The organism is Stenotrophomonas sp. Sm6012, from assembly GCF_030985895.1.
Lineage (GTDB): Bacteria > Pseudomonadota > Gammaproteobacteria > Xanthomonadales > Xanthomonadaceae > Stenotrophomonas > Stenotrophomonas forensis.
This window is the reverse complement of sequence record NZ_JAPTFX010000142.1, coordinates 1-12099: the sequence shown is the minus strand read 5'-3', so window position 1 is coordinate 12099 and position 12099 is coordinate 1. Positions and strand designations below refer to the sequence as shown.

Annotated in this window: 13 protein-coding genes and 2 tRNA genes; 5 read left to right on the top strand and 10 right to left on the bottom strand. The window is 67.8% G+C overall.

Going from position 1 to position 12099, the window contains the following annotated elements; all coding sequences use genetic code 11:
* Positions 1-248: 248 nt before the first annotated feature.
* The 5 genes from ampE to O0J73_RS18590 all read right to left on the bottom strand — a co-directional run bounded on the left by ampE (position 249) and on the right by O0J73_RS18590 (position 3931).
* Complete coding sequence (gene ampE, locus O0J73_RS18610; RefSeq protein ID WP_006473684.1) at positions 249-1136, bottom strand: regulatory signaling modulator protein AmpE; 888 nt, start codon at positions 1134-1136, stop codon at positions 249-251.
* A 133-nt stretch (positions 1137-1269) separates the two neighbouring features.
* Positions 1270-2175 (bottom strand): NAD(+) diphosphatase, encoded by a 906-nt coding sequence (gene nudC / locus O0J73_RS18605; protein WP_006473685.1) that lies wholly within the window; start codon positions 2173-2175, stop codon positions 1270-1272.
* A gap of 119 nt (positions 2176-2294) precedes the next feature.
* Positions 2295-2687, bottom strand: coding sequence for an iron-sulfur cluster insertion protein ErpA (gene erpA, locus O0J73_RS18600; RefSeq protein WP_049456218.1), 393 nt, complete (start codon positions 2685-2687; stop codon positions 2295-2297).
* A gap of 31 nt (positions 2688-2718) precedes the next feature.
* The gene (locus O0J73_RS18595; RefSeq protein ID WP_006473689.1) at positions 2719-3183 is read right to left on the bottom strand and encodes a polymer-forming cytoskeletal protein; all 465 of its coding nucleotides are present in this window, start codon (positions 3181-3183) and stop codon (positions 2719-2721) included.
* 4 nt (positions 3184-3187) lie between these two features.
* On the bottom strand, positions 3188-3931 hold the full coding sequence (locus O0J73_RS18590; protein WP_049456220.1) for a DUF6776 family protein: 744 nt from the start codon (positions 3929-3931) through the stop codon (positions 3188-3190).
* 179 nt (positions 3932-4110) lie between these two features.
* Between O0J73_RS18590 and O0J73_RS18585 the strand changes: the two genes are divergently transcribed.
* The 3 genes from O0J73_RS18585 to O0J73_RS18575 are packed head-to-tail and all read left to right on the top strand — an operon-like array spanning position 4111 to position 8862.
* Entirely contained in the window at positions 4111-4728 is a 618-nt protein-coding gene (locus O0J73_RS18585) for a DUF4126 domain-containing protein (protein WP_308309339.1), read from the top strand.
* A 44-nt stretch (positions 4729-4772) separates the two neighbouring features.
* Positions 4773-6659: an EAL domain-containing protein gene (locus O0J73_RS18580; protein ID WP_308309338.1), complete on the top strand. Its 1887-nt coding sequence runs from the start codon at positions 4773-4775 to the stop codon at positions 6657-6659.
* Between the two features lies 1 nt (position 6660).
* Entirely contained in the window at positions 6661-8862 is a 2202-nt protein-coding gene (locus O0J73_RS18575; RefSeq protein WP_308309337.1) for an ATP-binding protein, read from the top strand.
* Between the two features lie 23 nt (positions 8863-8885).
* On the opposite strand, the gene bfr is transcribed toward O0J73_RS18575, so the two are convergent.
* From bfr to O0J73_RS18560, 3 genes are all read right to left on the bottom strand, one after another.
* Entirely contained in the window at positions 8886-9356 is a 471-nt protein-coding gene (gene bfr / locus O0J73_RS18570; RefSeq protein WP_005419804.1) for a bacterioferritin, read from the bottom strand.
* A 143-nt stretch (positions 9357-9499) separates the two neighbouring features.
* Entirely contained in the window at positions 9500-9709 is a 210-nt protein-coding gene (locus O0J73_RS18565) for a bacterioferritin-associated ferredoxin (RefSeq protein ID WP_006473776.1), read from the bottom strand.
* A 108-nt stretch (positions 9710-9817) separates the two neighbouring features.
* Positions 9818-10438: an RNA pyrophosphohydrolase gene (locus O0J73_RS18560; protein ID WP_180880870.1), complete on the bottom strand. Its 621-nt coding sequence runs from the start codon at positions 10436-10438 to the stop codon at positions 9818-9820.
* A gap of 120 nt (positions 10439-10558) precedes the next feature.
* Here O0J73_RS18560 and O0J73_RS18555 point away from each other — a divergent pair.
* Both O0J73_RS18555 and O0J73_RS18550 read left to right on the top strand, forming a co-directional pair.
* Positions 10559-10635 (top strand) — tRNA-Met (locus tag O0J73_RS18555).
* Positions 10636-10690: 55 nt separating this feature from the next.
* Positions 10691-10765 (top strand) — tRNA-Gln (locus O0J73_RS18550).
* A gap of 283 nt (positions 10766-11048) precedes the next feature.
* On the opposite strand, the gene rpsI is transcribed toward O0J73_RS18550, so the two are convergent.
* Positions 11049-11441, bottom strand: coding sequence for a 30S ribosomal protein S9 (gene rpsI / locus O0J73_RS18545; protein WP_005411311.1), 393 nt, complete (start codon positions 11439-11441; stop codon positions 11049-11051).
* Between the two features lie 2 nt (positions 11442-11443).
* Complete coding sequence (gene rplM / locus O0J73_RS18540; protein ID WP_005414692.1) at positions 11444-11872, bottom strand: 50S ribosomal protein L13; 429 nt, start codon at positions 11870-11872, stop codon at positions 11444-11446.
* Positions 11873-12099: the final 227 nt, after the last annotated feature.

The window sequence follows — 12099 nt, the reverse complement described above, 5'->3', positions numbered from 1 at the left end:
GTGTGGGGCTGCAGGACCGATGGCGACATGGATGGCGCCATCGAGCCCCCAGGGGTGAGGGCGCTTTGCTTGCGAAGCACTGCTTCGCAAGCGCCCGAACGCACAGCCGCCAGCGGCTGGGCCGGTCTGGGGGTTTACGGCGTGTCCTGCAGCCCCACACCGCCCCGCCCAACCCTCAGCAATCCAGAGCTGCCGTTGCCGTTGCTGTTGCTTCTGCAGGTGCAGGGCTGCAAGCCCTGCAAAAGCCACTACGTCACCCAGCCTGCAATCACCAGCAGGGCGAGGATCGCCAGCCACAGCAGCAGCATCCGCCACACCAGGCTCATCGCATCGCGCAGGTCCGGCAGCCGTTGCCACACCGGCAGCAGCCCCGCCTCGGTGTAGTCGTGCGCATCCTCGCGCAGCTCGGCATTGACGCTGGCACGCGCCACCGCTCCCAGGAAGCCGATGTTCCCGGCCAGGCGCTCGCCATGGGCCTGGCGCCAGGCCTTCCACGCCGTATCGAAGTTGCCCACCAGCGCCATCGAGAACGCCATCAGCTGCGCCACCGGCCATTCGATCCAACCCAGCAGGCGCTGCGCCAGCGCCAGCGGTTCCACCGGCACGCGGGCGCGCATCGGGCTTTCGGCCATCAGCGCCAGCAGCCGGTAACCCAGCGCACCGGCCGGCCCCAGCAGCAGGAACCAGAACAACACCGCAAACCAGCGCCGCAACGCATTGAGCACCGTTGCTTCGACCAGCGACGGCACGTCCTCGCGCAGGCTGCCACCGGCCGCCTGCAGGTTGCGCACCGCCGCCTGCCGCGTCGCGGCATCGTCAGCGTCGATGATCGCTTCGATATCGCGGTCCAGGTCGCGCGGTCCCCAGCACCATGCCAGCACCACCACGCCCAGCAGCAGTGACGGCAGGCCGAACAGCACCCCGCGCAGCAGCCAGGCCAGCAGGGCCATCAGCAGCAGCGGCGGCAGCAGGGCCAGGGCCACGCCTGCGGGGCTCTGCCAGGCCTTGCCACCCCGGGCATCCAGCCAACCCAGCCAGCGCCGGAAGCCGTCGAAACGGCGCAGCGAGGCAGCAGCGGCCGGGGCGACATGGCCCAGGGCCAGCGCCACCAGCACGGCAGCCAGAGTGGTGAACATGGCGGGTCTCCCTACGAAACAGAACGCTCGCGCCGCTACCTTACCTGTCGCAGCGGCGCCCTCAGCGGTGAACCGGACTCTAACCCGGGCCGTGTTCAGGTGGCGGCAATACAGCCGCCGCGCCTGGCCAGCTTCAGCCCTTCTGCTGGCGGTACCAGTGCTCGATCAGGCCCCGCGAAATCGAGATCGGCGGCGACACGCGGATGCCCTGGCCATCGTCCTCGACATCGCGTGCCAGCGCCGCGCCCACCTCGTCGGCACTGAACCAGCGCGCATCTTCCAGTTCACCGTCCACGGTCGGCAGATCATCCTGCGCCTGCGCACGGAAACCGATCATCAGCGCCCCCGGGAACGGCCAGGGCTGCGAGCCGAGGTACTGGCAGGCGGTCACCCGCACCTTGCTCTCCTCGTGCACCTCGCGCACCACGGTCTGCTCAAAGGTCTCGCCGGGCTCGACGAAGCCGGCCAGCACCGAGTAGCGGCGCGGCGCCCAGTTCGACTGCCGGCCCAGCAGCAGCCGGCCCTGGTTCTCCACCGCCACGATCACCGCCGGATCCACCCGCGGGTAATGCTCGGTGGAGCATTGCGCGCAGCGGCCGACGAAGCCGCCACGGGCGAATGCCACGGCACCGCCGCACACGCCGCAGAAGCGGGTACGCGAGTGCCAGTAGGACATGCCGCGGGCATAGCTGAAGGCGGTCGCATCGGCCATCGACCACAGCAGCGCGGCCTGGCGCAGGTCGAGGCGGCGTGGTGCGGTGATGGTCACGCTGGCGGCTTCAACCGAGAACCATGCCTGGTCTTCGCGCAGGCCGAGGAAGATCGCGGCACCGGGACCGCCGCCGATGTCGGCGCCGGTCAGCGCCAGTGGCTGATCGTCATCGCCGGTGAAGGCGCTGCCGTCCTGATCAAGCACGAGGATGCGCGCGCCCGGCCACAGGCGCGCCAGTGCATCGGCATCGTCGCGCAGGGCATCGGCGCGCTCCAGCGGTTCGCCCACGAAGGCGAAACCGGAAAGCGGCGAAGAAGTATTGGGCATCCGGCAAGCGTGCCGCCAATCGATGCGGGTGGCAAGCCGCGGGCTTTGCCGAAGCCGTCTGTGGGTGTGGAGCCTGCTCCACACACCTTGTCGCGCGGGGGGCGGGCCCCGCGCCCCGCCTACATGCTGAAACTGCTGCCGCAGCCGCAGGTGGTCTTCGCGTTCGGGTTGCGGATCACGAACTGGGCACCGGTCAGGCTTTCGGTGTAGTCCACCTCGGCACCCATCAGGTACTGCAGGCTCAGCGGATCGACCAGCAGGGTCACGCCGCTGGTCTGTACCGCCAGATCGTCCTCGGCACGGTTCTCGTCGAACTCGAACCCGTACTGGAAGCCCGAACAGCCGCCACCTTCGATGTACACGCGCAGGGCCAGGTCGGGGTTGCCCTCTTCCTGGATCAGGGATCTGACCTTGGCGGCCGCCGACTCGGTGAAATTCAGCGGTCGCTCCAGCGACTGGTAATCGGGCGCGGCGGCCGGGGTGGCGCCGGGCAGGGAGACTAGCGTGCTCATGCCGTCAGCATGGGGGTGCCGAGGATGGCTTTCAAGCCATCGCCTCGGCCAGCTTGCGACGCGCGGCGGTGTCACCCTTGCCTGCATCGGCGTCGTCGGCCTCCGGGGCCGGCAGGGCCGCCATCGGGGCGCTGGCATGGATCAGGCGGCCGTTCAGCTGGGCGCCCGCATTCATCTCCACCACCTGGTAATGGACATTGCCATTGACCCGCGCGCTCGGGGTCAGTTCGACCTTCTCGGTGGCGTGCACGTCGCCGTCCAGGCGGCCGCTGATGACCACCACCTGGGCACGGATCTCACCCTCGATCACGCCATGCTCGGCGACCGTCAGGGTGGCACCACTGGCGCCTTCGGCGGCAATCACCTTGCCGTGGATGCGGCCTTCCACGTACAGGCCACCACTGAATTCCACATCACCGCGGATCACCACCTGGTTGCCGATCAGGGCATCCACCACCAGCTGGCCATCACGGTTGGATTTGCTGTTTCCGAACATCTGCCTACTCCCCTTTGCTGGCCGGCGCGCCGGCCTGTTTCCAGTCGAATACCTGGGTGGTACCCCCCGTACCACTCCCCAATGTCACCCGCACGCGTTGCGGGGTGAAGTCAGCCGGCAGCATCACGCTGCCGGTGATCTGCTGGAAGTACCGGAACGAGTAATCCTGTCCCGGTACCTTGCTGCGCTGGTGCAGATCATCCCAGCTGATCGTGGCCAGCTTGCCGTTCTTCACGCCTTCCACGGTGAAACGCATCTGCCCCTGGCTGATGGCACCGCGGTTGAGGTTCTGGGTCAGCACGGCGGTGTACTGCCAGGTGCCGGCCGCTTCCGGGCTGAACTCGATCGAATGGGTGTTCAGGCCCTTGCGCTGGCTGGTTGAGCCGACCAGGCGCTCATAGAAGGCGACGTCGGCGCGCAGGCCGGCGATCTCCTCATCGCGCTCGGCCAGCGAGGACTGCACCTCGGTGTTGGCAGCGCGGCTGATGCGATCGGAGGCTTCCAGCGTGGCCTGCTTCTGGCGCAGCTCGGTCAGCTGCGCCTGCAGCGTCTCGGCATGTTTCTCGGCGGCCTGCAGGCGCTGACCCTGCGCATCGCGCGGGGTGGCCATCCAGCAGCCGCCGAGCACCGCCAGCACCAGGCTGAGCAGCCAGATGCCGCCGAGCACCAGCAGCCGGCGACGATCGACCGGCGGTTGCGGCGCGCCGGGCAGGCGCACCTGCACGCGCATGGGAGGACGGTTGTTCATGGGTGGTTTCCGGGGCATCGCGAGGGCGACACCGGTACGGCCCCTGTGGCAAACGACGGGCTAGTGTATGACAGGACGGGTGGGTTTCCTGCGCAGTGGCCGGCCGCGGTCTGTGGCGTTCAGGCACGCCATCGTCGATAGTGAGGCCCCCCGCACAGTTCCGTCGCCGGAGCATCGCCATGACCGAAGCCCACCTGTTCGTGATCGGCATCCTGCTGGCCTGGTTGGCCGGCATCCGCGTCTATCTCACCGTGTTCGGCGTCGGCCTGGCCGGCCTGCTCGGCTGGGTCGACCTGCCACCCGCGCTGCAGGCCACCGAATCGTGGTGGGTGCTGGGCACCTCGGCGGCGCTGGCAGTGACCGAATTCTTCGCCGACAAGATCCCCGGCGTGGACTCGGTGTGGGATCTGGTGCAGACCCTGGCACGCGTGCCCGCCGGCGCCTTCCTTGCCGCCGCCACGTTGTCGCCGGACGGCCAGCTGGGGACCGGCGCACTCGCCGCCGGTGCCGGTGTCGCGCTGGCCAGCCATGGCCTGAAGGCGGGCACCCGCGCCCTGCTCAATACCTCACCGGAACCGGCCAGCAACTGGGTCGCCTCCGCCGCCGAAGACACCGTGGTGATCGGCGGCCTGGCGCTGGCCCTGGCCCATCCCTGGATCGCGCTGGTGGTGGTGCTGGCCTGCAGCCTCGCTGGCGCGCTGCTGGTCTGGCTGGTCTGGCGCACCTTGTGGAAAGGCGTGCGTTGGCTGGCACGCGGCGCGGCGACGGACAGCCCGCGGCAGCCCCGCACCGGTTGATCGCCGGGCTTGCCGCATAATGAAGGCGAACACCAGGAGCACCGATGGCCGCAATCGAATCCCCCGCGGGCGCCCGCCCGGGACGCGCTGAAACCCCTCCGGCCGATCATTGGCAACGCTGGGCCGTCGAAGCGGTCACCCACGCTCCCGCCGCACCGGCAGCGGTCACGGCACAGGGCGGCACGGCCGATGCGCCATCGATCAACAGCGCGCCGCCACCGCTTCCCGGCCCTTCAGCGCTGGCAGAAGCCGGCAACAACGACCAGGCGCCGCCTGCGTCCGATTCGCCCTATCGCGTGCTGATCGTCGAGGACGATCGCGCCCAGGCCCTGTTCGCGCAGAGCGTGCTGCACGGTGCCGGCATGCAGGCGATCGTGCACAGCGATGCCGACGGCGCGCTGCAGGCGATCAAGGACCACCGCCCGGACCTGATCCTGATGGACCTGCACCTGCCCGGGCTGGACGGCATGCGCCTGACCGCGCTGATCCGCCAGCAACCCGGCCTGCAGCTGCTGCCGATCGTATTCCTCAGCGGCGACCCGGACCCGGAGCGCCAGTTCGAAGTGCTCGACAGCGGCGCCGATGACTACCTGAGCAAGCCGATCCGCCCGCGCCACCTGATCGCCGCCGTGGCCAACCGCATCCGGCGCGCGCGTGCGCAGGCCGCGACCCTGCCAGGAGCCTCCGGTGCCCCGGCCACCAGCAATCCGGAAACCGGCCTGCCGACACGACACCACGTATTGCAGCAGCTCAACGCCGCGCTTGCCCACCGCGACCCGGGTGGCGTGTTGTTCGTCGAAGTCTCCAGCGCGCTGGGCCTGCGCGAGCGCTATGGCTATGCCGCCTTCGAACGCCTGATGGTGCAGGCCGGCCAGCGCCTGGCCGAGGCCGGCCACCCGCACCTGCTGGCACGCCTGAACGACAACAGCTTCCTGCTGCTGGCGCGCACCGCCGATGAAGACAGCCTGGAAGGCATCGCCGCGGCCCTGCGCGAACAGCTGTCGGCGCGCGCGTTCGTGATCCGCGACGACGAATCCGTGCACCTGCGCGGCGTGGTCGGCTATGCCCCGCTGTCCTCAGGTTTCGACGACGCCAGCAGTGCGCTGGAAGCCGTCGAACGCACCACCCTGCAGGCGCGCCTGCTGAGCGCCGGCGTGGCCGGCCATGTGCACCGCGAGGCGATCAGCGAACAGGAGCACCTGGCGTTGCTGGAGGGCCAGCTGGAGCTGGCCTACCAGCCGATCGTCGCCGTCGCCGGCGGCAACACCGCGCAGTACCAGCTGCTGCTGCGCCTGCGCCAGGCCGATGGCACGGTGCTGGCTGCCGGCCAGGTGATTCCGGCAGCGGAAGCCGCCGGGCGCATCGCCGACCTCGACCAGCAGGTGATGGACCATGCGCTGGGCCTGCTGGACCTGTACCGGCACGCGACCCAGCCGCTGAACCTGTTCGTCTCGCAGTCGCTGCGTACCCTGCAGCGCGATGCCTTCGCCGACTGGCTGCTGGAATCGCTGCACCAGCGCGACCTGCCCGGCAGCGCGCTGGTCATCGATGTGCGCCTGCCCGATGCGCTGATCCACACCGTGCCGCTGCTGCAGTTCTGCCAGCGCATGGCCGGTGCCGGCGTGCGTTTCTGCCTCAGCCAGTTCGAACCGGGTGGGGAGGCCGATGCGTTGCTGACCCACCTTCCGTTGTCGTTCGTGCGCATGGCGGCACGCTTCTCCAGCAGCCACGCCAACCCTGCCACCCGCGAGGAACTGCGCAGGGCAATCGAACAGGCGCATGCGGCCGGGCTGCAGATCATCGGCCAGCAGATCGAAGACCCGCAGGCGGCGGCCGCGATGTGGGTGGGCGGCGTCGACTACATCCAGGGCAACATGGTGCAGTCGGCCGGCAGCGACCTGAACTTCGACTTCCACAACGCGGTGCTCTGACGTGCCGCTGTGGGGCGTGCTGCTGGTTGCCCTTGGTGCGGCCGCCATCACACTGCTGCTGTTGGGCCTGCGCCTGCGCGCGCGCAATCTTGCGCTGGCCCAGCTGCAGCGCGGGCACAGCGCTCTGGCCGCCGAACGCGACCAGCTGCGCCGTACCACCGAACGCCAGGGCCAACTGGAACAGCAGCTGCTGCAGGCCAAGCAGGCCGCCGAGGCCGCGGTGCTGGCCAAGGGCGAGTTCCTGGCCACGATGAGCCACGAGATCCGCACCCCGCTCAATGGCATCCTGCCGATGCTGGAGCTGATCGCGCGTGGACCGCTCGGCGAAGACCAGCGGCAGATGCTGGCCACCGCCTCGGCCAGTTCACAGCAGCTGCTGCGCATCGTCGACGACATCCTCGACTATTCACGGCTGGAAGCGCAGGCGCTGGAACTGGAGATCACCAGCTTCAACCTGCGTGACCTGCTCGATGGCGTGGTGCAGCTGATGCAGCGTGCCGCCGACGCCAAGGGCCTGTCGCTGGCGCTGCAGCTGGACCCGGCGGTGCGCCTGCCGGTACGCGGCGACCCGGTACGCCTGCGCCAGGTGCTGAGCAACCTGCTGGCCAACGCGATCAAGTTCACGGCACGCGGCCAGGTGCTGCTGCGCGTACAGCGGTTGGGAGAAGGCGCGGCGCAGCACCAGCTGCGCTTCGAGATCATCGACACCGGCATCGGCATCGACGAGGTGCTGCAGGCGCGGCTGTTCCAGTCCTTCAGCCAGGCCGACGCCTCCACCACCCGCCTCTACGGGGGTACCGGCCTGGGCCTGGCCATCTGCAAGCGCATCATCGACCTGATGCAGGGCCGCATCGGCGTGCAGTCCACGCCCGGCCAGGGCGCCACGTTCTGGTTCGAGATCCCGCTGCTGAAAGTACCCGGCGACCTGCCAGCCATGGCACGTCCACCCGCGCCACTGCTGCTGTACAGCACCGATGCGATCCTGCAGGCACGCGTCGAGCGCATCGCCGCCCACCATGGGCTGCAGGTGCAGGTGCTGGTACAGCCCGGTGCCGTGGTCGAGCGCCTGCGCGCGCCGCCACGCCCCGGGCAGCCGGCGCCGGCCTGGCTGCTGGTCGATGCGCATGCACGCCGTGCAGGTGAAGCCACGCTGCAGCAGGCCCTGGCCGAACGTGGCGAAGAAGATGCGCTGCAGGTGCTGTGGCTGCAGGACGACGCCGTTGCGGCGCGCCCGCGGCAGCAGCGGCTGCCCGCACGTTTCGATGATGCCGCCCTGCATGCGCTGCTGGCGGTGCCGGTCGCGCACGCGCGACCCGCCGCATTGCTGGCCAATGCTGAAGACGGAATGCCCGCGCCGACGTTGCCGCCGTTGCACCTGCGCGTGCTGCTGGTGGAAGACAACTCGGTCAACCGGATGGTGGCCGAGCAGCTGCTGCGCGTGTTCCAGTGCGAGGTGCGCAGCGCCGCCGATGGCGAGCAGGCATTGCTCGCCCTGCGCGAAGGTGGCGTGGACGTGGTGCTGATGGACTGCCAGATGCCGGTGCTGGATGGCTACGCCGCCACCCGTCATTGGCGCGCCGAGGAAACCGCATCCGGGCGGCTGCGGCTGCCGATCATCGCGATGACGGCCAATGCGATGGCCGGTGACCGCGAACGCTGCCTGCAGGCCGGCATGGACGACTACCTGTCCAAGCCGATCGCACGCGCCACGCTGCATGCGCTGTTGAAGCGCTGGGGGCAGCGCCCGGGCAATGCGGCCGCGTCGAACCTGCTCGGCGGCGATGCGCCTGCCATCGGTCGAATCCTGCCGGCCGAGCATGGCGCGGCCCTGCCAGGTACGAAGCGCCAGGCGGCGCCGCAACCGGTGCTGGATCGCGATGTACTGGACGAACTGCACGCGGTGATCGGCGAGAGCGCCAGCCAGATCGTCTCGGTGTTCCTGGACGATGCCCCGGCAATGGTGCAGCAACTGCAGCAGGCCGCGCATAATGGCGACGCGCCGCGCATGCAGGCGATCGCACACAGCCTCAAGTCATCGAGTGCGAACGTCGGCGCGTTGTCACTGTCTGCGGTGGCGCAGCGCATCGAGCATGAAGCCCGCAGCGACAGCCTGCAGCGCCCTGCCGTGGCAGTGGCGCTGCTGGTGGCCGAATTCGCCCGCGCGCGCGTGGCGCTGACGGGTTACCTGGCACAGCATCGCTAGCGTCGAGCAAGCTCGACGCTACGTCACTCTTCCAGCTTGCTCAGCAGGTACTTCGGCTCGCCGATGCGCTCGATCAGGTCCAGCTGGGTTTCCAGCCAGTCGATGTGCTCTTCTTCCGAGTCGAGGATCTTCACGAACAGCTGGCGGCTGACGTAGTCGCCGACCGAATCGGAATAGGCCACGGCCTCGCGCAGGGTGACCACGCCGTCGCGTTCCAGCGACAGGTCGCACTGCAGGATCTCGGTCGGGTTCTCGCCGATGCGCAGCTTGCCCAGCGCCTGGAAGTTCGGCAGGCCTTCGAGGAACAGGATGCGGTCGGCGAGCATGTCGGCATGCTTCATCTCGTCGATCGATTCCTTGTACTCGTGTTCGGCCAGTTCCTTGATGCCCCAGTTCTTCAGCATCTTGGCGTGCAGGAAGTACTGGTTGATCGCGGTCAGCTCGTTGTAGAGGACCTTGTTGAGGAATTCGATGACCTTGGTGTCGCCCTTCATGGGGATGCTCCTGCACGCTGAAAACGCAGGCACTTTAGCGCCTTGCGCAGCCTCGTGAAGGAACGCGAATCGTGCGCATTGGCCTGTGCGGCCAGCAGTGAAGGATGCGAAAGCGCGGCGTCAACGCGCCGCGAAAGAAACGGTCAGGCGACCTGGGCCAGGCCCAATACCGGCAGCGGCAGATCGTGGGTGGCGCGTGCCTTGGCCAGCAGCTCGCCGGCCATGTCCAGGCAGGAACCGCAGGTGGCACCACAGCCGGTACGCATGGTCAGTTCGGCCACCGTGCTGACGCCATTGCCGGCGGCTTCGCGGATCTGGTGGTCGGTGACTCCGTTGCAGATGCAGACGTACACAGGCGGGAACCGGGCTGACAGGCCAGAAGCGGCCTGTTGGCTATTCCAATGGAAACGAGAATGGTTGTCAATCAGAGACCTGAACCATTCTCGATACCGTTCAGCCCGTCAGCTGGCCGGGCCGTCGCCCTGCGCCTTCTTCGGCCAGTAGCCGCGGGTCCGTGGGCGCTTGCGGGGCCGGTCGTGCCCGGCCGTATGGCCTGGCATCCAGGCTTCGGCCGCGCTCTTGGGCATGGCGGTGACACCCTGCCCGGCCACGCCGCGCGCCAACGGCGCCAGGTGTCGCAGGGCACGCGCATAGACGCCGCGCTTGAACATCACCACATGCTCCACCGGGTACCAGAAGTCCACCCAGCGCCAATGGTCGAACTCGGGCGAGTCGGTGTGGTCCAGCTTCACATGGGATTCGTCGCCGGTCAGGCGCAGCAGGAACCAGACCTGCTTCTGGCCGATGCAGACCTGCCGCTCGTTGCGGCGGATGGCCCGCGCCGGCAGCTTGTAGCGCAGCCAGCCGGGTGTCGCCCCGAGCACTTCCACATGCTCAGGCAGCAGGCCGGTCTCTTCCTGCAGTTCACGATACATGGCCTCGACAGGCGTCTCGTCGGTATTCATGCCACCCTGCGGGAACTGCCAGCCGTCCCGGCGCACACGTCGTGCCCAGAACACCTGACCATCCTGCCGCATCAGCACGATGCCGACGTTCGGTCGATAGCCGTCCGGATCGATCACGATGCGGACTCCTAAAAAATCTACTGGCCGGGACTATCCCATGCCCTCTGCCGCCCCACAAGCACGATACAAAAGTGTTGACAGGGGCGATACACATCCGCAGAATAGCGGGCTCACCAAGGCTATGTAGCTCAGCCGGTTAGAGCACAGCACTCATAATGCTGGGGTCGGTGGTTCGAGTCCACCCATAGCCACCACACTGAAAATCAAGTTGTTTTCCAGTGTGAAAAGTGAGAAAATAGTTGCACGTTTTGCCCCGTCGCCAAGCGGTAAGGCACCTGACTCTGACTCAGGCATTCGGTGGTTCGAATCCATCCGGGGCAGCCAAATTAAAAGCAAAAGGCCAGATCGAAAGATCTGGCCTTTTGCTTTTAATTTGGTCGCGCATTCCACCTTATCCCCGCGCCTGTCGGCGCGCCCCCCTTGAACAACAAGGGGGCTCCTCCCCAGAGAGAACCTCGGGGTCGGATCCTTCGAAACCATGGGTAGTGCCGGCCGCTGGCCGGCAACCTGGAAATGCATGACTCCGAAACGACAAAAGCCCGGCCGAAGCCGGGCTTTTGCTTTCCAACCAGCGGGCTCCCGAGGGAGCCCAACCAGGCGCAGCGGATCAGCGCTTGGAGAACTGGGTGGCGCGGCGGGCCTTGTGCAGACCGACCTTCTTACGCTCGACTTCACGGGCGTCACGGGTCATGAAACCGGCCTTGCGCAGCTCGGACTTCAGGGTCTCGTCGTACTCGACCAGAGCACGGGCGATGCCCAGACGGATCGCACCGGCCTGGCCGGTGGTGCCGCCGCCAGCGGCGGTGACCAGGATGTCGAAGCTTTCGGTGTTCTTGGTCAGCTCGAGCGGCTGGCGCACGATCATGCGCGCGGTCTCACGACCGAAGAACTCGTCCAGCGGACGGCCATTGACGGTGATGTTGCCCGAACCCTTGCGCAGGAACACGCGAGCGGTGGAGGACTTGCGGCGGCCAGTGCCGTAGTTTTGAGTGATAGCCATGATTAGATATCCAGAACCTGCGGCTGCTGTGCGGCGTGCGGATGCTCAGTGCCGGCGTAGACCTTGAGCTTGCGGTACATCTGGCGACCCAGCGGGCCCTTCGGCAGCATGCCCTTCACGGCGATCTCGATCACGCGCTCCGGGTGGCGCTCCAGCGCCTGGGCCAGGGATTCGGTCTTCAGGTTGCCGATGTAACCGGTGAAACGGTGATACATCTTGTCCTGCAGCTTCTTGCCGGTGACGGCAATCTTTTCTGCATTGATGACGACCAGGTAGTCGCCGGTATCAACGTGCGGGGTATAGACCGGCTTGTGCTTGCCACGCAGACGGCGGGCCAGCTCGGTGGCGAGACGGCCCAGGGTCTTGCCCTCGGCGTCGACGAGGTACCAGTCGCGCTGGACGGTCTCGTTCTTGGCAGTGAAAGTGCTCATGAAGAACTCTAGGTTAGGTCGGGCTCATTGCGGCGAAAGGCTCGCCGGAACTCTGCCACGCGTTGTGAAAAGGTGAAGCGTAAGAGGCGGGATTGTACGCATCCTGGGCTCCCGGTGCAAGCAGGCCCCGCCCCCGGGTTGGCAGGGCGGCAGGGCCGGGCGAGAATCGGGCCCTCCCCCCCCCCCCCCCGACCCCCCCTCCCCCCCAACCCCCCCCCCCCCCCCCG

What these genes read in the sequence shown, in the direction of transcription:
- ampE (WP_006473684.1), bottom strand. Translation starts at nt 1,136, where the DNA reads ATGTTCACCACTCTGGCTGCCGTGCTGGTGGCGCTGGCCCTGGGCCAT.
- nudC (WP_006473685.1), bottom strand. Translation starts at nt 2,175, where the DNA reads ATGCCCAATACTTCTTCGCCGCTTTCCGGTTTCGCCTTCGTGGGCGAA.
- erpA (WP_049456218.1), bottom strand. Translation starts at nt 2,687, where the DNA reads ATGAGCACGCTAGTCTCCCTGCCCGGCGCCACCCCGGCCGCCGCGCCC.
- O0J73_RS18595 (WP_006473689.1), bottom strand. Translation starts at nt 3,183, where the DNA reads ATGTTCGGAAACAGCAAATCCAACCGTGATGGCCAGCTGGTGGTGGAT.
- O0J73_RS18590 (WP_049456220.1), bottom strand. Translation starts at nt 3,931, where the DNA reads ATGAACAACCGTCCTCCCATGCGCGTGCAGGTGCGCCTGCCCGGCGCG.
- O0J73_RS18585 (WP_308309339.1), top strand. Translation starts at nt 4,111, where the DNA reads ATGACCGAAGCCCACCTGTTCGTGATCGGCATCCTGCTGGCCTGGTTG.
- O0J73_RS18580 (WP_308309338.1), top strand. Translation starts at nt 4,773, where the DNA reads ATGGCCGCAATCGAATCCCCCGCGGGCGCCCGCCCGGGACGCGCTGAA.
- bfr (WP_005419804.1), bottom strand. Translation starts at nt 9,356, where the DNA reads ATGAAGGGCGACACCAAGGTCATCGAATTCCTCAACAAGGTCCTCTAC.
- rpsI (WP_005411311.1), bottom strand. Translation starts at nt 11,441, where the DNA reads ATGGCTATCACTCAAAACTACGGCACTGGCCGCCGCAAGTCCTCCACC.
- rplM (WP_005414692.1), bottom strand. Translation starts at nt 11,872, where the DNA reads ATGAGCACTTTCACTGCCAAGAACGAGACCGTCCAGCGCGACTGGTAC.